Source organism: Serratia proteamaculans, from assembly GCF_946227095.1.
GTDB classification, from domain to species: domain Bacteria; phylum Pseudomonadota; class Gammaproteobacteria; order Enterobacterales; family Enterobacteriaceae; genus Serratia; species Serratia proteamaculans_E.
In genome coordinates this window covers 198,349-218,700 of the sequence record NZ_CAMISV010000008.1, presented here as the reverse complement: position 1 = coordinate 218,700, position 20,352 = coordinate 198,349, and the positions used below count along the sequence as shown (strand labels likewise).

Here is a 20,352-nt window from a genome sequence, read left to right as displayed (position 1 = left end):
CCACCTTCTGACAGGCGTTATTTACGCGCCAGCAGCAAGCCCAGTACCAGACCGACCGTCGCGCCGATGCCCACGCTGTGCCATGGGTTTTCACGCACGTAACCGTCGGTGCGGCAAACCGCATCCTTGGCTCGCGCATAGTAGGACTCGGTAGAGTCAGCCAGTCGTGACTTGACCTCGCTCAACGCCTCTTCGGCATGAGCCTTGATGTCAATATAGGCCTGATCGGCACGATCGCCGGAGTACTTCAACACTTCTTCCAGCGTGTCGCTCAGCATTCTCAGATCGTCATCGAGCGTGGTTTGATCCGTATCCGTATTTCTCGCCATGTTAAGTTCTCCGTGATAAAAAATGAAACGGCCCTTAACTATAGACAAGGATCACCGCTGTTCGCCATCAGACTATCGGCTAAAATCAGAACACCAGCTGTACCTTGGCCGCCTGACTCTTGTCACCGGCAAAGGTCAACGCCTGTGCCAGTTGCTGATTATCAAACTCGGCAGACAGTAGCGGCAACGGATTGACGGTCCCCTCGGCCAACCAAGCCACCGCCAAATCAAACTCTTCAACAAAACGAAACGATCCCAGCAAAGTCAACTCCTTGGCGATCAGCAACATCAGTGGGAAGTCCGGGAAACTGCCACCCATGCCTACCTGCACTACCGTACCCTTGGCGCGGGTGACTTCCAGACAACGCTGCAACGACAACGGGTGGCCGGAAACTTCAAAAGCGATATCAAAGACCCCCTTTTCCTGCTGATAGAGGCTAAAATCGTCATTGCCGGCATGCAGACAACGGGTCGCCCCCATTTTCTGGGCAATATCCAGGCAACGCGGGCTGAGATCGGCACAGACAATTTCGTCGGCGCCCAGAGCCTTCAATGCCGCCACCAGCAGGCAGCCAATCGGACCGACACCGGAAACAAACACCTTTTTTCCTTTAACCTCACCCGGCTGTTTCGCCGCGTGGATCGCCACCGCCAGGGGTTCGGCAAACACCATCACCTTTTCATCGCGATCGGCATCGAAGGCAATGCACTGGGCGCTATCGACCACCTTGTACTGAGTAAAGGCACCGTCAACATGCGGGAAATACATTGCGCTACCGAAGAAACGCATTTGGGTACACTGGTTTTGCTGGCTCGCCAGGCAATACTTGCACTGCCCACAGGGTTTACTGGGGTTTAACGCCACCTTCTGCCCCACCGGCAGCCGCGCTGTATCACTGGCCACCACTTCACCGATCACCTCATGGCCGAGCACCATCGGCTGCCGCACCTGAAAACTGCCGACTTTGCCTTCCTGGTAATAATGCAGGTCAGAACCGCAGATGCCACCACGGGTGATTTTCACCAGCGTGCCAATCCCCTGATAATCCACTTCCTGCTCCACCACCGCCACGTCATATTTGCCGTTCACCACGCAGGATTGGGTTTGAATTTTCATCATAATTTCCCTTGAGCAGGCGGCTAGACCGCAGCGGACATGCCGCCATCGACAAACAGCAGATGACCATTAACAAAATCCGAGGCTTTGGACGACAGGAACACCGCCGCGCCGATCAGCTCCTGCGGATCACCCCAGCGGGCGGCCGGGGTACGCTTGGTCAGCCAAGCGGTAAATTCCAGATTGTCCGCCAACGCCTGGGTCATTTCGGTTTTGAAATAGCCCGGCGCGATACCATTGACCTGAATGTTGTAGCGTGCCAGCTCAACGCACATGCCGCGTGTCAGCATTTTTACCGCCCCTTTGGAGGCGGCATACGGCGTGATGGTGTCGCGGCCCAGTTCGCTCTGCATCGAGCCGATATTGATGATTTTGCCACTCTGGCGCTGCACCATATGGCGCGCTACGGCTTGTGACACCATAAATACCGCCTTCTGGTTGACGGCGATAATGTCGTCCCAGTCTTTTTCCGGAAATTCGGTAAACGGATGACGCCGCTGAATACCGGCGTTGTTGATCAACACATCAATCCCGCCGCTTTCCGCCTCGATTTTTTCTATCGCGGCATGAATAGCCTGTGAGTCGGTGACGTCGAAAGCCGCCGCATCGGCGCGGAACCCTTCACGGCGCAGTGTTTCAACCGCACGCTGGGCATTTTCCTGAGTGGTGGCATTGACCAGAATATGGGCGCCATACTGCGCCAGGCCACGAGCCAGCAGAAAACCAATGCCTCGAGAAGCGCCGGTAATCAGTATTTTTTTGTTATCCAGTGAAAATAAGGTGTTCATAACGTTCCCCGGCAATAGCATTTGGATAAGACTGACGCCTATCTCAGCGGATCGTCGTCGGTAAAAATGTGATAAAGATCACTTAAAACAGTGTTACTAAAAGCTGTTACCTTTAACGTGAAGCCACGCATTCACCCGGGGCAGGAAATTACTATATTTCATTGAAAAATATGTACTTTATACTTTACCGCGTCGATTGTTATCACCAGATCGATTTGTTAACATGGCAGGATTAGCCATCTTTCCGCTCCATCCTGTTAAGGCATTCTGATGAAGAACCAACGCGTCACGCTGCAGGACATTGCACTGCTCGCCGGTGTGACCAAAATGACCGTCAGCCGCTATCTGCGTACGCCGGAAAAGGTGGCGGCCGAAACCGCCGCGAAAATTGCCCAGGTGATGAAAGAAGTTAACTTCACCGACAGCGATGAGGCACGCTCAACTCAAAAACCGCGCATTGGCGTGTTGATCCCCTCCTTCAACAACCAGATTTTTGCCGATCTGCTGGCCGGTATCGAATCCATCACGCTGGAGCACGGCTATCAAACCCTGGTGGTGAACTATGACTACAGTCGTCAGCGGGAAGAAGAGCACATTATCCAGTTGCTGGCCTACCCCATCGCCGGATTGATCCTCACCGATTCAGAGCACACTCTGCGGGCGGAAAAATATCTGGCGGCGGCAAAAATCCCGGTGGCGCAGGTCATGGATCTTGAAGGGCCTGAAGGACGGATCGCCGTGGGGTTCGATAACTATCAGGCGGGTTTCGACATGACCGAAGCGCTACTCGCCAGCGGTAAACGTCAGGTGGTTTACTTTGGCGCCATGTCCGACGCACGCGACACCAAACGTTACCAGGGCTATTGCCGGGCGATGGAGAAGCAGGGGTTGATGCCGCGGCAAATCACGCCGCATCGGGTGTCGTCGGTCTCGGTCGGCTCCGACATGCTGGCGATGGCGCGACAGCTCTACCCCGATTTGGATGCTATCTTGTGCACCAATGACGATCTGGCGGTGGGCGTTTTGCAGGCGTGTCTGCGGCTCGGGCTGAAGGTCCCGCAGGATATCGCCCTGTCAGGTTTTCACGGTCTGGATATTGGTAAGGCTACCACGCCGGGGATCGCCAGCGTGATCACCCCAAGGTTTGATATGGGCAAGGTCGCCACAGAGATTTTGCTGAAACGCATCAAAGGGGTGCCGTGCATTGAGCGCGTTGACCTGCACTACCGCATTTCACTCGGCGGCACCATTTAAATCAGCGGTTAACATGCTCGGTAACAGCCGTTGTCTGTTTAGGTTTTTCTTTGCGCGCCGCCAGCCACAGGCCGCTGTTTTTCATCGCGTAGCCGAATACCAGCCCCACCAGTAAGGATAGAGTCACCAGCGGCCAGTTACCGCCACCGGCGAAGGTGGCGCAGGCGCCAATAAAGGTGCCGGGAACAAACCCCAACCACTGCTGCCTGGCCTGAATGCACATCAGGAAGGCCACCGCACCGGTCAACAGGTAGCCGAGCATGCTCCAAGCGGGTGCCAGTTCGCTGCCGTGAATGATCACCATCGCCCAAAAGATCCCGCTGCAACAGGTTAGCGTGCTGATCAACAACCCTTTCAGCCCGCCCTGTGGGCAAGCAAAATAGGCCGTACAGCCCAGGAAACCGGCCCAGCTGATCAGCCCCAGGCTAACAGCCACCCAGCCCCACACGCCGGACAGGATCCCGGTAGTCACAGCAATGGCAAAAATAACGTTCATAAACCGACCCGCAGCAGAGAAAGCGCGCAGTTTACTCGAAAATCGCCAATATCATGTGATGAAATTCACATAAAACATGTAATGAGAAACATGGTAATTACAGAGTTGTGGAATTTGTCACAAAAAAAACCAGCGTGGCAAGCACGCTGGAAATGACACACAACAACACCAGGGAAATCGGATCGCCACATTGCGCAGCGACTAGAGACTTATACCCTACCTACTTCAAGTTTCAGTCAATCAGACATTCAACTTGGAAGGCGACGGGTATCTCAGCGCGGGAAGCCCGCACGGGTCACCATGAAGCTCAAAATTAAGCACACCACGGCACTGACCATAAATAACAGATTGACCGCCAGATGCAGACTGGCATGGTCGATCACTACCCCCAACAGGATCGGAACCCAGTTGGCGATATAAGCAATAACGTAAAACAGTGAAATCAGTCTGGCATGGCTGGCCTTCGGCGAAATCAGGTTCACCAGCGTGGCACTGCCGACAAAAATCGCCCCGTAGGCATAACCGGCAATTACCATGCCAGCACTGGCCAGACCCAACGAGTGGATCTGAATGGCTTCGGCAAACACCACCACCGACAACGCCTGCGCCAGACAACCAAACATCAGCGAGTGGCGCGCATTAACGCGGCGACTCAGGATCTGGCTGATACCGGCAATCACCAGGTAAACTGCAATCACATAGCCGTAAACGCCGCGGCTATGCATGCCCAACAGCTTTTCCGACACGCTCGGACCAATCGCCAGAATACTGGCGGCTACCGCCCAACAGATAAACAACGCACCGGCACACAGGTAGAACTTGCCACCGGTAGCTCGCAGGCCGTCAGCCAACGAACTTTTCTCTGCTGCAGCATCACTCCCCTGCGCCCCGCTTAACGGCACGGCGACGGCTTCAACCGGCCATTTCAGCATCACGCCCAGCGCGGCCACGGCGGCCACCGCCATAATGATAATGAACGGCAGCGAAGTGGTATGGAACCCGGTTTGCAGCGCCACACCGCTGAAAATCGGTCCCAGCGCCAGACCGGTGGTGAATGACAGCGTGGCAATCAGCGCCGCATTTTTACCGCCGTCTTTCGGCCCAAAACGCACCAATGCAATGTTGGCCGCCCCGGTCAACGCCCCGGTGCCGATCCCGGCCAGCAAACGCGCCATAAACATCATCAAAAACGAATCGGCCATCGAGAACAACAGGGCCCCGGCCAGCACCACCAGCAAAGCCGGCACTATCATGCTGCGCAGGTCTTTCACCTTACCGGCCATGTTGCCCACGCCGAACAGCGAGATCAGCACACCGGCAGCATAGGCACCATAAATGACCGTCAGGCTGACCGAGCTTAACGCCAATTCATGTTGATAAAGCGGATAAAGCGGCGTCGGTGCACTGCTGTTGAGCAATGCAGACATTAATGCCAGGGCTAAAAACAGCAGTATGGCAAAATGCGACGTGCCCGAATTCGCTTTAGCCGCTTCATCAACAGCCACACCTTCAGACATTTTACTCTCCCGAAACAATCTGGATAAACGCTAAACCCTGAAACCAAACTCATCAGGAGACGCGTTCATCATACCTTTCGGGTATAACCGTCAAAATAGCCAAGAATGCATCATAGTGATTCATTAATGCATTCTGTTGCATGCAAAACTACACTGCTTCGGCCTTGGCGACCTTCGCTGGCGCACGTTTTAAAATAGCCAGCGCGCCGGAAAGTATAATCAGTGCCATACCACCCGCAGCAATATAAGACAGCGTCTCGCCAAACAGCAGATAGCCGAGCAGCGTGGAGAAAATGATGGTGCTGTAGGACAGAATGCTGACGATCACCGCGTTGCCGCTGCCATAGGCACGGGTCATGGTAATTTGCCCCATACTGCCAAAAACGCCGATGGCACCAACGCACAGCATCATGGCGCTATCCAGCGTGGTAAAGCCCACGACCGTCGTCATCACACCGCCCACCAGGGTGCCCACCAGCGAGAAATAAAACACCACCCGCAGTTCCGGTTCACCGCTGCGTACCAGTTTGCCGACGTTAAAATAGGCCAGCGCGGTCAACAGGCCAGACAACAGGCCAATCAGCGTAGCGGCATACTCACCGTTCGGCGTATCGGGGCGCAGCAACACCAGAATGCCGATAAAGCCCAGCAGCACCGAGAACAGCAGCTTGCCGGTCAACTGGCCTTTCGACGTCACAAAGGCGATCGCCGACTGGAAGATCGGGTTGGTGTAGCCCAGCGTGGTGGCGGTGGCGATCGGCAGGTGGATCAGCGAATAGAAACCGCAGTACATCGCCGCGTTACCAATGGCAGCGCGCTTCATATGCAGACCCAGATGCTGAGTGCGGAAACCGAGGTTTTTAACCTGAATTAACGCGGCAACGATCAGCACGTTAATCACAGAGCGGTAAAAAATGATGTCGAAAAAGCCGACTTTGGCCGAAGCCAGTTTGATGCTGGCCCCCATCAGCGCAAAGAACCCGCTGGCGACAACCATCCACAAAGCAACCATGATTCCCTCGGTATACCGCCCCAACGGGCAATAAAATAAAACGGGGCGAATGTATTCGCCCCCTACAGGTAATGCAACCGACAACACTGTAGCTTGAAAGATGCCGGGGATATTATTCGGCGGCTTTCACCGTCAAGGGCTTGTTATCAGCGCAGGCAAAGAATACCAGCATCTCGGCACCTTTATCGCCGGAAACGCCCTGATGCACGATATCTACCGTGTCGGTAAAGGAGTCGCCCTGCTTGAAGGTATGCTTCACGCCGGTTTTCTTAACCGTCAGTGAGACGCTGCCACCGGTCATATACACCGCGCTGATGCACGGATGGGTATGCCAGGCGAGCACCTTATTCGGCTCTACCCTGACCTTCAACATGGTGATCTGCGGGGCGCCGGCCGGGTAGTGCTGGTACGGCGAGCCTTCCCATGAGGTCTCGGTTTTCAGCAGGGTTTCTTTGGTAATGCCTTCGCCGTGATCGTCAGCGGCCTGGGCATAGCCCTGAAATGCCATCATTAATGCCAGAAGTGCCAGTTTATACATTGTTATCGCTCCATGACTACTGTGAACAAAATAGAATGGCGTGATGCAAAGACGATAATGACGGCTCCCGCAGTTTGTGGGCTACGTCCTTACAAGCCTTTGATACGCTGCTCGTATTCTACGATGCTCTCGGCATAGTATCGATTAGGCGCCACATGATTACCTACCAACACTTCTATCAAGAACGGCCCCTCATGCTCAGCCGCAGCGGCTAACGCTTCATCCAGTTCTTCCAGCGTGGCCGCCTTGGCAGAAGAAACCCCCAGGCTGTTGGCGAAGGCCTTCCAGTCGTGATTCGGCAGCGCCGTATAATCGGCTGAGACACCACGATTCTGCAAGGTATCAATGTGCATCGCACCGTGGGCGCAGTTATTCATCACCACAAAGGTCATCTTGACCTGATAACGAGCCGCAGTCTGGATCTCCATGCCGTGCATCAGCATGCAACCGTCGCCGGTGACCACCACGCAATCACGGTGCGGCGCCGCCAGCTTGATGCCAATACCGGCACAAATCGCCCAGCCCATCGGTGCCAGGGAACTTGAGGTATGGTAATCACCACGCCCGCTGGCCAGCCAATGGTGTGCCATAAAGATCCGGTGAGCACCAGAGTCGACCACCACGTTAGTGTCCTGATTCATGCGGCTGCGAATGCGTTTGATGGCATCGCCGGGGTACATATTGGCTTCACCCAGGGCAAGACGCGCCTGTAAATCGGGCCGTTGTTGCTCCAGCGGCAGTGAACGCACCTGTTCTAGCCAGCCATTGCGCAAACTTTTGATGCCGGCCAAATGCGCATCTTCGTCGCTGACCGCATCCAGCAGGTGGTGCAGCGTGCCGGTCAGGCTGGAGAAAATCTGCATGTCCGGCTGATAGTGCGAACTGACCTTGTCAAAATCTTCATCAATCACCACCAGCGTTTTGGTGCCATGCAGCCGTGGATTCCAGTTCAGGCTGTCGCGCTGGCTGAGATCGCAGCCCAGCACCAGCAACACATCGACTTCATCACCATTGATGGTTTCCACCGCCCGGGTATGGCCAGCGAAGCCGTACAGCCCCAGCGCCAGCTCGTGCCCTTCGGGAAAAGCGCCCTTGCCGGACAGCGTAGTGGCGACCGGCAGACGGTATTTCTCCGCCAGGCGCAACAACAGTGCGGCATCCAGCGGGTTATTCATGCGGTTTCCCACCAGGCAGGCAACGTTCAGCCCGCGCAGCAGATAATCGTCCACTACCTGCTCCAGCGCCTGCTGGTCGATCGCCGCTTCGCGGCACTGCGGCGTACGCTGCGGGCTGGCTTCATAATTGCCAGCCACCCCTTTCTTTTGCATATCGACCGGCACGCTTAAATAAGCGCGGCCTTTACGCTGGGTGTTCAGGCAGGACAAACTGCGCCGCAGCTCGTGCTGCAACGTAAGGTTATTTTTCACTTCTATGGCGGCGGAAAGCAGCGGTTTGACGATAGTCAGCTCATCGATGCCGCTATTGCTACCGTCCTGGAAAGCGCCCTGCGCTTCATGATAAGTGGCGATCCCGCCGGCCAGATACAGCACCGGGATTTTATCGGCCTGTGCCGCGGCCATTGCCGGCAGGAAATTCATGGTGCCGGGGCCGGAGATACCCAGACAAACGCCAAATTTGCGGTTAGCACGGGCGTAGCCATCGGCCATAAAACCGCAGGCGGTTTCATGAGCGCCGACGATGCCGGTAATGGCTGAATGTTCAATGGATTTAATCAGTGGGTACACCAGCTTGCCGGGTACCAGGAATATGTGCTGAATGCCGCGTGCTTCAAGACTCTGGATAATCACTTCAGCGTTACTTTGCTCTGCCGCTTTCGCGCCGGGCGTTGCAATAACCCTGACACCGTCCGCAGTTGCCAGTGCAACGGGGGTGTATAACTTCTCTGCGTGAGACTCCATTTTTAATGTCCAGTCGTGGTAGGCCAACCTGATTCAGAGTCGATCCCACCAGGCTGTTAGCCAACAGAGACAGGCTCTCATACGCATCTGTTTATGCGTTTAGGGTAACACTGGCACGAAATGTGCGCCAGATCACAGCATAAACGTTGATAAGCATAAAGATTGTCGGGTAAAAATAAAGATGCAAAACTGCTTCACGTTGATGCATTTATTCATATCCTGAAACATAATAAATAATTATGATACGCGGGCTCCATTTGCAGCCTAAACCAGAGCCAGTACGGTTGCGCAAGAATGAACATCGACAAGGCCGATAAGCCTGTACAAAGGAAATGGCATGATGAATTGGGATGACGCACGCTTCTTCCTGGCAGTAGCACGCTGCGGCACTTTACGAAAGGCCGCCAATGAACTACACGTCGACCAGGCCACCGTCGGACGGCGCATTACCGCTTTTGAAGAGAGCCTCGGCTCCAAGCTGTTTATCCGTACGCCAAAATCATTTTCCCTCAGCCCTCTGGGCGAGGAAATGCTGGCGGACGTCATGAATATGGAAAACGCCGTGCAGGCGATTGGCCGTAAAGCCACCAGCGGCGACGACAGCCTGTGCGGCAATGTGCGCATCGCCACCACCGATACCATGGCTGAGGCCTTTGTCATCCCGGCGCTGAAAGCACTGCGGGAGCAACACCCGTTAATCACCGTCACCATGCTGACGGCGGTGAATATCTCTGATATTTCCTACCGTGGGGCAGATCTGGCGATCCGCGGCGCGCGGCCCGAGTCCGATGAGCTGATTATCAAACGCATGGCGACCATCGAAATGGGCCTGTATGCGACGCAGGACTACCTCGACAAACACGGCCTGCCGACCAAGGGCGACCATCTGCGCGGTCACGATCTACTGATGTTCCCGCGTGAACTGGTACCCCGTCACTGGAACGACTTTTGTGGCGAAGCACTGATCGACCCCAACGTGGTTCTGCAGTGTAATTCGCAGTTACTGCTGCGCTCGGCAACCCGTAACGGCTTGGGGATTGGCCTGCTGTCCTCCTTCCTGGCGGATAAAGACCCGGACCTGGTGCGCATCTTCCCGGAGAATAAAGACTGGGTCGATATCTGGCTGGTGCTGCATCCCGACCTGCAGCGTGCCGCGCGGGTACGTGCCGTAGTGCAGGCGCTGGAAGCCTCGTTTCAAAACAATCCCGGCTGATCGTTCCAGTACTGCATCACTTCCCCATAAAAAAAGGTCGCCGAAGCGACCTTTTTTACTGCCCTGATGCCAATCAGAACATCGGCTGTGCCATCTGCACCAGCGTAATCAGCGGCTGCGGATAAACACCCAACAGCAGCACCAACGCGGCGGAGATCAGCACTACCACACCGCCTGCGGTCAACGCCCAGTTGTTCGGGGTATCGCGCTGCAGCGCTTCCGGCGCACTGAGGAACAGGCTGACGGTCACACGCAGGTAGTAGTACAAACCAATGGCGCTGCCCAGCACCACTGCGCCGGTCAACCACCACAGGTGAGCACTGACGCCCATCGCGATAACAAAGAACTTACCGATAAAGCCCAGGGTCATCGGGATACCGGCCAGTGACAGCATCATCACCGTCATGACCGCAGACAGAATTGGCTTATGCCAGAACAGACCACGGTAGGAGAACAGTGAGTCGGCGTCCGGGCCACGGTACGGGCTGGACATCAGGCTGACCACACCGAACGCGCCCAGGCTGCTGAACAGGTAACCGGCCAGGTAAACCCCGGCGGTTTCCAGCGACAGCTGATGGGTTTGCACCGCAATCAACGCCACCAGCAGATAACCCAGGTGGGCGATCGACGAGTAACCCAGCAGACGCTTGATGTTGGTCTGGCTGATAGCCATCAGGTTGCCGAACAAAATTGAGCAGACGGCAATGATTGACAGCACCATGCGCAGCGCTTCGTTGTCGGCGGCCGGTGCATACAGGAACAAACGCATCACTACGGCAAAGATCGCAATCTTGCTGGCGGTCGCCAGGAAGGTTGAAACCGGCGCAGGCGCACCCTGATACACATCCGGCGTCCACAGTTGGAACGGTACCAACGACAGCTTGAAGCCCAGACCAACAATCATCATGCCCATACCCGCCAGGATCAGCGGCTGGTGCATCATGTTTTCTTGCATGCTTTTGCCCAGGCCGGCCAGTGACAGGTCACCGGACTCCGCATACAGCAGCGCCATACCGAACAGCAGGAATGACGACGCGGCAGCAGACAGCAACATGTACTTGATAGCCGCTTCCAGCGGGCGCTTCTGGCGGTAGGCATAGCCCACCAGGCCGAACAGCGGCAGCGAGATCAGTTCAATACCGAGGAACAGCGACGCCAGATGGTTGGCGCTCGCCAGCAGAATGCCACCCATGGTCGCAATCAGCACCAGCAGGTAGAACTCTTCGCGGTTGTCCGGGTAACCGACCAGCCAAGGATAGGCAAAGGTACAGGTCGCCAGACTCGCCAGTATCACCAGCCCGGTATAGAACATCGAGTAGCCGTCTACCCGCATCAGCGGGGTGACGTCCATTGGGCCTACCTGGCCAACAAAGTACAGTGAAAGCAGCGCCAGGTTGAGACCGATCACGGTCAGGGTGGCGTTGATAAAGTGGTCGCGTCGCCACGCAATGCCTAGCATCACAACCACCACCGTCAATCCGACGATCAACAGTGGTAACAATGCGATCAGTTGTTGAGGAGTTATTGTCATGGCGAATTACGGCCTTGTTGTTGAAATTGCTGAAACTGACGAACCAAACCAGTGTTGCACGTTGCTCATCGCCGCATTGGAAGTATCCAGAATCGGCTGCGGGTAAACCCCGAGCAGAACCAGCAATACCACCAGCAACAGAACGATAAACAGCTCACGCGCGGTCATGCCCGGCAACGGTTGGTCAGATTTGGCTTTGCCGTAATAGGCGCGCTGCATCATGATCAACGAGTAAACCGAAGCAAACACCAGACCGAAGGTAGAAATCACGGTGATCACCGGCACGACCTGGTAGCTGCCGAACAGGATCATGAATTCACCGACGAAGTTACCGGTACCCGGCATCCCCAGCGTCGCCACTGCGAAGAACAGCGACAGCGCAGGGATGTATTTGATACGTCCCCACAGGCCGCCCATTTCACGCATGTCACGGGTATGCAGACGTTCGTACAGCTGGCCACAGATGATGAACATACCGGCCGCAGACAGGCCGTGCGCAATCATCTGGATCACCGCGCCCTGGTAAGCCAGTTGGCTGCCGGTGTAGATGGCGATCAGCACGAAGCCCATATGGGAAACCGAGGTGTAAGCAATCAGACGCTTGATATCGGTCTGCGCAAACGCCATCCAGGCGCCGTAGAAGATACCGATCACACCCAGCCACATGGCGATAGGCGCAAACTCGTGCGACGCTTCCGGGAACAGCGGCAGGCTGAAACGCAACATGCCGTAGGCCGCGGTCTTCAGCAAGATCCCCGCCAGGTCCACAGAACCTGCGGTAGGGGCCTGGCTATGCGCATCAGGCAACCAGCCGTGCAGCGGTACCACCGGCATTTTCACCGCGAAGGCAATGAAGAAGCCCAGCATCAACAGGTATTGCACGTTGTGCGACATTGGCGTCTGCAGCAGGTCTTCGTAATCGAAGGTCCACACGCCGGTCGCGTTATAGTGCACGAACACCAGGCCCATAATGGCAATCAGCATCACCAGACCGCTGGCCTGGGTATAGATGAAGAACTTGGTGGCCGCAGTGATGCGGGTTTTCCCGTCCGACGCCTTGTGACCCCAGAGCGCAATCAGGAAGTACATCGGCACCAACATCATTTCCCAGAAGAAGAAGAACAGGAACATATCGATGGCGAGGAACACGCCGATAACCCCACCCAGGATCCACAGCAGGTTCAGGTGGAAGAAGCCCTGGTATTTCTGGATTTCACGCCAGGAACAGAGGATCGCCAGCACGCCCAGCAGGCCGGTCAGCACCACCATCAGCAGTGACAGGCCGTCCAGCGCCAGGTGGATGGAAATACCAAAGCGTGGGATCCACGGCAGCAGGAATTCAGACTGCCACTGCGGAATGCCTTTCGGCGTAGTCAATGTGTAGCCACCCTGCATCCACAGATACAGAGAAAGCGCCAATGTCAGCCCCATTGCGATCAACGCAATCCAGCGCGGCACCTTAGTACCGAAGCGCTCAAACTGCCAGCACAGCAGACCGCCAATAAAGGGGATAAGAATTAGCCAAGGTAATAGCATGGCGTTTTGTGTCCCTTATACGAATAATTTCAAACTTTGTACGTAGCGCCTGCCCTGCAGGGCGCTACGCCCGAAAAATGCGTCTGTTTAAATTATTCAATTAAACCAGAATCAACAGAGCCAATACGACCACTGCACCCACACCCATAGACGCTATATACCAACGCACCTGACCGTTCTCGCTCACTGTCAGACCTCGGTTCCCCCAGCGGGAGAAGATGGCCGGCAGATTCATCATCGAGTTCAGCGGATCACGCTGCAGCAACTTCGCAATACCCAGGTACGGCTTGACGAACACTTTGTCGTACAGCCAGTCGAAGCCCCAGGCATGGAACCACCAGGTCGAGAAGAAACGCCCCGGTGCGCTCTTGGCAATGCGGGTCACCAGGCTACGTTTGCCCAGCCACAGTGCCGCCGCCAACAGGATGCCGACAATAGCCACTACGCCGGAGGTGATCTCCAGTTGCAGTACGCTACCGTGCGCCAGCTCGGTGGTATCTGGCAGTACGCCCTGCAGTGGCGGAACGATCATCGCGCCAACGAAGGTGGACAGCACCAACAGAACCAACAGCGGCAGGTGGTGAGTGATGCCTTTACCGGCATGCGCTTTGATTTTCTCTTCGCCATGGAACACGATGAAAATCATACGGAAGGTGTACAGCGAGGTCATGAACGCACCGATCAGACCGGCAATCATCAGGTTGATGTGACCGTTAGCCATCGCACCGGCCAGGATCTCATCCTTACTGAAGAAGCCTGCGGTGATCAGCGGCAAGGCTGACAGCGCAGCGCCACCCACCAGGAAGCAGACGTAAACCAGTGGAATGCTCTTGCGCAGGCCACCCATCTTGAAGATGTTCTGCTCGTGATGGCAGGCCAGGATCACCGAACCGGAGGAGAGGAACAGCAGCGCCTTGAAGAACGCATGGGTCATCAGGTGGAAGATAGCCGCATCCCACGCCTGCACGCCCAACGCCAGGAACATGTAGCCAATCTGGCTCATGGTGGAGTAGGCAAGTACGCGTTTGATATCGGTCTGCACCAGCGCGGCAAAGCCGGCCAGCACCAGGGTCACCGCCCCGATAATCCCCACCAGATGCAGTACTTCCGGCGCCATCAGGAACAGGCCGTGAGTACGTGCAATCAGATAAACGCCTGCGGTCACCATGGTCGCTGCGTGGATCAGTGCGGAAACCGGGGTTGGACCCGCCATCGCATCTGCCAGCCAGGTCTGCAACGGCAACTGCGCCGATTTACCGACCGCACCACCCAGCAACATCAGGGTAGCCCAGGTGATCGCGGTATCGCCGATCGCCAGTTTTTGCGGTGCCAGGATCATCAGTTCGCGGATGTTCAGCGTGCCCAGCTCGTTGTAGAGGATGAACAGCGCAAACGCCAGGAACACGTCACCAACACGAGTCACAATGAAGGCTTTCATCGCTGCCGCACCGTTGGCCGGATCCTTGTAATAGAAGCCGATCAACAGGTAGCTGCACAGGCCCACGCCTTCCCAACCCAGGTACAGCAGCAACAGGTTGTCTGCCAGTACCAATATCACCATGCTGGCGATAAACAGGTTGGTGTAAGCGAAGAAGCGTGAGTAGCCCTCTTCACCGCGCATGTACCAGGAAGCGAACATGTGGATGAAGAAGCCCACGCCGGTCACCACTGACAGCATGGTCAACGACAGGCCATCCAGCGTCAAAGTCACGCCAATGTTGAAGTTACCGACGCTCATCCAGTTCCACAGGCTTTGCTCAAACAGCTGCACGCCATTGGCTTTCTGGGCGAAGAAATCCATCCCCACATAGACCGTGACCAGAGCAGCCAGGCCGATAGAGCCTACGCCGACGATTGCCGAGGTGTTCTCAGACCAGCGGCCACGGGAAAAGGCCAACAGCAGGAACCCGATCAGCGGTAGCAGAATAGTTAAATATAATAGGTTCATCCGCGCATCTCACTGACAGTATCAATATTCAGGGTATGACGACGACGGTAAAGCTGCAGCAGCAATGCCAGACCAATACTGGCCTCGGCGGCTGCCAGGCTGATCGCCAGGATATACATCACCTGCCCGTCCGGTTGGCCCCAGTAGCTGCCCGCAACGATAAACGCCAATGCTGCGGCGTTGATCATCACTTCCAGACTGATCAGCATAAACAGCAGATTGCGACGGACCAGCAACCCGGTCAGACCCAGGACGAACAGGATCGCCGCCAGGATCAGGCCATGTTGAAGAGGGATCATGCTTGCTCCTCCGATTTTCTTCTCGCCATTTCGCTACTGGCCGGGGCGTTGCTCAACACCTCACCCGGTTTGTGCTCACGGCCAATGTGGAAGGCAACAACCAGACCTGCCAACAGCAGCATTGAAGCCAGCTCAACCGCCAGAACGTAAGGACCAAACAGGCTGATCCCCACCGCTTTAGCGTCAACCATCTCACCGCTGATGCCCTGATCGGACACGCTGCGGATAGCGACAATCAGCACCGCCAACAGCGCCAGCGACAAGATGCCAGGGCCGATCCACACCGACGGCTTCAGCCAATCGCGCTCTTGCTGCTGCACCGCGTTGCCGAGGTTCAACATCATCACCACGAACACGAACAACACCATGATGGCGCCGGCGTAGACGATGATTTCCAATGCCGCGGCAAAGTATGCGCCGAGTGAGAAAAAGACTGCAGAGATCGCCAGTAACGAAACGATCAGATACAGCAACGCATGCACAGGATTGGTATGCGAGATCACGCGAATTGTCGAGATCACCGCAATAAAACCTGCCAGATAAAAGGCAATTTCCATGCTTGCTGGCTCCTTAAGGCAACAGACCTTTGACGTCGATCGGTTTGGCTTCGTTTTCGGCTTCGCCCTTGGCTTTGCCGTCAATCGCCATACCGGCCATCCGGTAGAAATTATATTCCGGATATTTACCCGGCCCCGAGATCAACAGATCTTCTTTTTCGTACACCAGATCCTGACGCTTGAACTCACCCATTTCGAAATCCGGCGTCAGCTGGATCGCGGTAGTTGGGCAAGCTTCTTCGCACAGGCCGCAGAAAATGCAGCGCGAGAAGTTGATGCGGAAAAACTCCGGATACCAACGGCCGTCTTTCTGTTCTGCTTTTTGCAGCGAGATACAGCCCACCGGGCAGGCAACCGCACACAGGTTACACGCCACGCAGCGCTCTTCGCCGTCCGGATCGCGCGTCAGCACGATGCGGCCACGGTAACGCGGCGGCAGGTAAACCGGTTCTTCCGGGTACATCTGGGTTTCGCGTTTGGCGAAGGCGTGCAGGCCTATCATCCAAATACTGCGCACCTGGGTGCCGAAACCAACCAATAACTCTTTCAATGTCATGGTTTATTCACCCCTTATTGAGCGTTGTACAAAATGACTGCGGCAGTCGCCAGCAGGTTCAGCAGCGTCAACGGCAGACAGACTTTCCAGCCGAAGGACATCACCTGGTCATAGCGCGGACGTGGCAGAGCAGCACGAATCAGAATAAACATCATCATGAAGAAAGCCGTTTTCAGCGCGAACCAGATGAATGGCGGTAGGAAAGGACCCTGCCAGCCACCGAAGAACAACGTCACAATCAGGGCAGAAACGGTGACGATACCTATGTATTCACCCACGAAGAACAGACCGAACTTCATGCCGGAATATTCAATGTGGTAACCGTCAGCCAGTTCCTGCTCGGCTTCCGGTTGGTCAAACGGGTGACGGTGACACACCGCCACGCCGGCAATCGCAAAGGTAATGAAACCAAAGAATTGCGGGATGACGTTCCACATATGCGCCTGAGATTCAACAATCGCCTGCATGTTGAAGGAGTCCGCCTGTGCCACCACACCCATCAGCGACAGGCCGATGAACACTTCGTAGCTCAGGGTTTGCGCAGAAGCACGCATCGCCCCCAACAGCGAGTATTTGTTGTTGCTCGACCAGCCGGCGAACAGCACGGCGTAAACCGCCAGGCCGGCCATCATCAGGAAGAACAAAATACCGATGTTGAGGTCGGACACCGCCCAGGTCGGACTGACCGGGACGATGGCAAATGCCAGCAACAGGGAAGTAAAGGCGATCATCGGCGCCAGGGTAAAGATCACCCGGTCGGAGAATTTCGGTACCCAGTCTTCCTTGAAGAACATTTTGATCATGTCGGCGACCAGCTGCAGTGAGCCACCCCAGCCGACACGGTTCGGTCCATAACGGTTCTGGAACAAGCCGAGCAAACGGCGTTCGCCGAAGCTCATGAATGCCCCACAGGTGACTACGACCAGCAGGATCACTACCGCTTTAAGAATGGAGATCAGAATGTCGATCACCTCAGGGGTAAACCAGCTCATCGTGTCGCCTCCCGCAGATTTTCAACCGTTGCACCCACCAATACCGGCGGGATCCCTGGCAAGCCGAGCGGTAAGCCCACCTGGCCCTGGGTCAGGGTTTCACTCAGACGCACCGGCAGACGCAAGGTCTGGCCCGCACAGCTGAACTCCACCAGCGCACCGGCATTAACGCCAAGTGCAGCAGCATCGGTCGGGTTGACCATCACATAGGCATCCGGCATGCGCTGCTGAATCACCCCGGAACGCTGTGACATTTCATCACTGCCGAACAGGTGGTAATACGGCGCGACACGCCAGCCTTGCTGTTGACCAAAGGCGGCAGGCACGTTGGTGAAGTAACCCAGTTTGCCCTCCCCCGCTTCGATCAAACGCACGCCCGGATCGCCATGACGCAGCTTGCCACCCACTTCGGCCTGGAATTTGTTCCAGGCTTGCGGTGAGTTCCAACCAGGTGCCCAGGCGAACGGGATCTGCTGACGATCGGCAAACGGGCTGTTGTTCCCTTCCATTGAGAAGGCGAACATGGTGTCTTTATCCTGCGGCTGACGCGGTTCGTGCACGCTGATATTGGCGCGCATCGCCGTACGGCCACTGGAGCGAATCGGAGAACGCGCCAGTTTCTGACCGCGGATACGGAAACTCGCGTCCGGTGCGGCGTCGACAATACCCTGCAACTGCGGCAACGCGGTGACACAGGCTTCGATCACATGGTCGAGCTGCGTCCAGTCCACGTGGCGGCTGGTATAGGTGGAATGCAGCGAGTGCATCCAACGCCAGCTTTCCAGCATCACGGTGTAAACGTCTTTCTTCGCATCGTCGTAGTACGCCGGATCGTAAACCTGGAAGAAACGCTGTGCGCGGCCTTCCTGGTTGACCAGAGTACCGTCGCTTTCGGCGAAGCTGGCCGCCGACAGGATCAGGTTAGCCTTGTCCATGATGGCGGTACGCTGGTGATCGACCACGATCAGGTTGCTGACCTTGGCCAGCGCAGCGTCCACTTTCGCCGCCGGCGCGTGCCGGTAGAGATCGTTTTCCATCACGATGGCCGTGTCTGCCTCGCCGCTTTCCAACTGGGTCAGCGCCTGATCGAGCGAACCGCCGCCGATCATCGACAAACCGATGCTGTTGGCAGCGCTGGCAACGAAGGTGATGCCGACGTCAGAACCGCGATCCTTCAGCGCCTTGGCGATGTTGGCCGCCGCTTCGATGATGGCTTCGCTGCCGGCGTTGCTGCCGGTAACGATCAGCGGTTTACGCGCGTCGGTCAGCGCCTGCACGATGATGTCGACTTTCTTGTTCAGGCCGTCAGCCAAATCGTTGACCGCCGGTGCCGCGTTATCCAGCGCATGGGCGATAGCGAAGCCGAAGCGCGCCTGCTCATCCACCGGTGCACGGTAATTCCATGCCGCGATATCGTCCAGACGGGTGTTATCCACGTTGGTAACGAACAGCGGGTGTTTGGCGTGCTGGCCGATGTTCTGCACCGCAGCAATCTGCCAGTCGGCAACGCGTTGGGCCGCAGCCATGGCGCGAGCCTTGCCCTTCACCGCCTGACGTACCGACAGGGCAATACGTGCACCGGTCTGGGTCAAATCTTCACCCAGCACCAGCACCGCGTCGTAACCTTCGATTTCACGCAGCGCAGGGGTGTGAACACCGCTGTTTTGCAGCACGTTCAGCATCAGGTCCAGACGGCCCTGCTCGGCCTGCGAGATACCGGTGTAGAAGTTCTCGGCACCCACCAAATCACGCAGTGCGAAGTTACTTTCCAGGCTGGCGCGTGGTGAGCCAATGCCGATGGTTTTCTTCGCCTGACGCAGAATATCCGCCGCGCCCTGCATCGCCTGCTCGGCGTTCAGGGTGATCCAGTCGTCGCCACGCAGTTGTTGTGGCTGACGCGGACGATCTTTCTGGTTCACGTAGCCATAACCGAAGCGGCCACGGTCACACAGGAAGTAGTGGTTCACGCTGCCGTTATAACGGTTTTCGATACGACGCAGTTCGCCATAGCGCTCGCCCGGGCTGGTATTACAGCCGATGCTGCACTGCTGGCAGATGCTTGGCGCAAACTGCATGTCCCACTTACGGTTATACCGCTCGGAGTGGGTTTTATCGGTGAACACACCGGTCGGGCACACTTCTACCAGGTTACCGGAGAACTCGCTTTCCAGCGTGCCGCTCTCGGTACGACCGAAGTAGACGTTGTCGTGCGCGCCGTACACACCGAAGTCGGTGCCGTCCGCATAATCCTTGTAGTAGCGCACACAACGGTAACAGGCGATACAGCGGTTCATCTCATGCGAGATAAACGGCCCCAGCTCCTGGTTGTTGTGAGTACGCTTACTGAAGCGGTATTTACGGAAGCTGTGGCCGGTCATTACTGTCATATCCTGCAGGTGACAGTTACCGCCTTCTTCACATACCGGACAGTCGTGCGGGTGGTTGGTCATCAACCACTCAACCACGCTTTCACGGAACTGTTTGGCTTCGCCATCGTCGATGGAAATAAAGGTTCCATCGGATGCCGGTGTCATACAAGACATCACCAAACGGCCACGCGTATCTTCCGCGTTTTGGTATTGCTTTACCGCACATTGGCGGCAAGCGCCGACGCTTCCCAGCGCCGGATGCCAGCAAAAGTAAGGAATATCGAGCCCGAGGGAGAGACAAGCCTGCAGCAGGTTGTCGGCCCCATCTACGTCGTATTCTTTGCCGTCTACATGAATCGTAGCCATAGTCAGCATGCTTCC

The 20,352-nt window shown here is 56.2% G+C and carries 18 protein-coding genes; 2 read left to right on the top strand and 16 right to left on the bottom strand.

Annotated features, from left to right (window positions below):
- Window positions 1-17 precede the first annotated feature (17 nt).
- From elaB to idnO, 3 genes are all read right to left on the bottom strand, one after another.
- Window positions 18-329 (bottom strand): stress response protein ElaB, encoded by a 312-nt coding sequence (elaB, locus tag OC597_RS17480; RefSeq protein ID WP_099061594.1) that lies wholly within the window; start codon window positions 327-329, stop codon window positions 18-20.
- 85 nt (window positions 330-414) lie between these two features.
- Window positions 415-1,446, bottom strand: coding sequence for an L-idonate 5-dehydrogenase (idnD, locus tag OC597_RS17475; RefSeq protein ID WP_262209817.1), 1,032 nt, complete (start codon window positions 1,444-1,446; stop codon window positions 415-417).
- Window positions 1,447-1,469: 23 nt separating this feature from the next.
- Window positions 1,470-2,234 (bottom strand): gluconate 5-dehydrogenase, encoded by a 765-nt coding sequence (idnO, locus tag OC597_RS17470; RefSeq protein WP_262209755.1) that lies wholly within the window; start codon window positions 2,232-2,234, stop codon window positions 1,470-1,472.
- A gap of 270 nt (window positions 2,235-2,504) precedes the next feature.
- On the opposite strand from idnO, the gene OC597_RS17465 reads away from it, so the two are divergent.
- Window positions 2,505-3,488, top strand: a complete 984-nt coding sequence (locus tag OC597_RS17465) for a LacI family DNA-binding transcriptional regulator (protein WP_261463907.1) — start codon at window positions 2,505-2,507, stop codon at window positions 3,486-3,488.
- A gap of 1 nt (window position 3,489) precedes the next feature.
- On the opposite strand, the gene OC597_RS17460 is transcribed toward OC597_RS17465, so the two are convergent.
- The 5 genes from OC597_RS17460 to OC597_RS17440 all read right to left on the bottom strand — a co-directional run bounded on the left by OC597_RS17460 (window position 3,490) and on the right by OC597_RS17440 (window position 8,970).
- Window positions 3,490-3,984 carry a DUF1097 domain-containing protein gene (locus OC597_RS17460; protein ID WP_261285036.1) on the bottom strand — a complete coding sequence of 165 codons (495 nt, stop codon included), beginning with the start codon at window positions 3,982-3,984 and terminating at the stop codon, window positions 3,490-3,492.
- 272 nt (window positions 3,985-4,256) lie between these two features.
- Window positions 4,257-5,501, bottom strand: coding sequence for an MFS transporter (locus tag OC597_RS17455; protein ID WP_207978850.1), 1,245 nt, complete (start codon window positions 5,499-5,501; stop codon window positions 4,257-4,259).
- A gap of 148 nt (window positions 5,502-5,649) precedes the next feature.
- Complete coding sequence (locus tag OC597_RS17450) at window positions 5,650-6,513, bottom strand: DMT family transporter (RefSeq protein ID WP_261463909.1); 864 nt, start codon at window positions 6,511-6,513, stop codon at window positions 5,650-5,652.
- Window positions 6,514-6,625: 112 nt separating this feature from the next.
- Window positions 6,626-7,051, bottom strand: a complete 426-nt coding sequence (locus tag OC597_RS17445; RefSeq protein WP_261285038.1) for a cupin domain-containing protein — start codon at window positions 7,049-7,051, stop codon at window positions 6,626-6,628.
- A gap of 89 nt (window positions 7,052-7,140) precedes the next feature.
- Entirely contained in the window at window positions 7,141-8,970 is a 1,830-nt protein-coding gene (locus tag OC597_RS17440; protein ID WP_261258218.1) for a thiamine pyrophosphate-binding protein, read from the bottom strand.
- Between the two features lie 337 nt (window positions 8,971-9,307).
- Between OC597_RS17440 and OC597_RS17435 the strand changes: the two genes are divergently transcribed.
- A complete protein-coding gene (locus tag OC597_RS17435) occupies window positions 9,308-10,183 on the top strand; it encodes a LysR family transcriptional regulator (protein WP_099061602.1) in 876 nt (291 codons plus the stop codon).
- Window positions 10,184-10,256: 73 nt separating this feature from the next.
- Here OC597_RS17435 and nuoN read toward each other — a convergent pair whose 3' ends face one another.
- The 8 genes from nuoN to nuoG form a co-directional block, all read right to left on the bottom strand.
- A complete protein-coding gene (gene nuoN / locus OC597_RS17430) occupies window positions 10,257-11,714 on the bottom strand; it encodes an NADH-quinone oxidoreductase subunit NuoN (RefSeq protein ID WP_112348849.1) in 1,458 nt (485 codons plus the stop codon).
- Between the two features lie 6 nt (window positions 11,715-11,720).
- On the bottom strand, window positions 11,721-13,250 hold the full coding sequence (gene nuoM / locus OC597_RS17425) for an NADH-quinone oxidoreductase subunit M (RefSeq protein WP_099061604.1): 1,530 nt from the start codon (window positions 13,248-13,250) through the stop codon (window positions 11,721-11,723).
- Between the two features lie 100 nt (window positions 13,251-13,350).
- Window positions 13,351-15,198, bottom strand: coding sequence for an NADH-quinone oxidoreductase subunit L (gene nuoL, locus OC597_RS17420; RefSeq protein WP_261258221.1), 1,848 nt, complete (start codon window positions 15,196-15,198; stop codon window positions 13,351-13,353).
- A complete protein-coding gene (nuoK, locus tag OC597_RS17415; protein WP_012146014.1) occupies window positions 15,195-15,497 on the bottom strand; it encodes an NADH-quinone oxidoreductase subunit NuoK in 303 nt (100 codons plus the stop codon). The genes nuoL and nuoK overlap by 4 nt, the downstream gene beginning before the upstream one ends.
- Window positions 15,494-16,054 carry an NADH-quinone oxidoreductase subunit J gene (gene nuoJ / locus OC597_RS17410; RefSeq protein ID WP_085117771.1) on the bottom strand — a complete coding sequence of 187 codons (561 nt, stop codon included), beginning with the start codon at window positions 16,052-16,054 and terminating at the stop codon, window positions 15,494-15,496. The genes nuoK and nuoJ overlap by 4 nt, the downstream gene beginning before the upstream one ends.
- Before the next feature lie 13 nt (window positions 16,055-16,067).
- Window positions 16,068-16,610: an NADH-quinone oxidoreductase subunit NuoI gene (gene nuoI / locus OC597_RS17405; protein ID WP_004947256.1), complete on the bottom strand. Its 543-nt coding sequence runs from the start codon at window positions 16,608-16,610 to the stop codon at window positions 16,068-16,070.
- Between the two features lie 14 nt (window positions 16,611-16,624).
- The gene (nuoH, locus tag OC597_RS17400) at window positions 16,625-17,602 is read right to left on the bottom strand and encodes an NADH-quinone oxidoreductase subunit NuoH (RefSeq protein WP_085117774.1); all 978 of its coding nucleotides are present in this window, start codon (window positions 17,600-17,602) and stop codon (window positions 16,625-16,627) included.
- Window positions 17,599-20,337 carry an NADH-quinone oxidoreductase subunit NuoG gene (nuoG, locus tag OC597_RS17395; protein WP_261258224.1) on the bottom strand — a complete coding sequence of 913 codons (2,739 nt, stop codon included), beginning with the start codon at window positions 20,335-20,337 and terminating at the stop codon, window positions 17,599-17,601. Before nuoG ends, nuoH begins: the two co-directional genes overlap by 4 nt.
- Window positions 20,338-20,352: the final 15 nt, after the last annotated feature.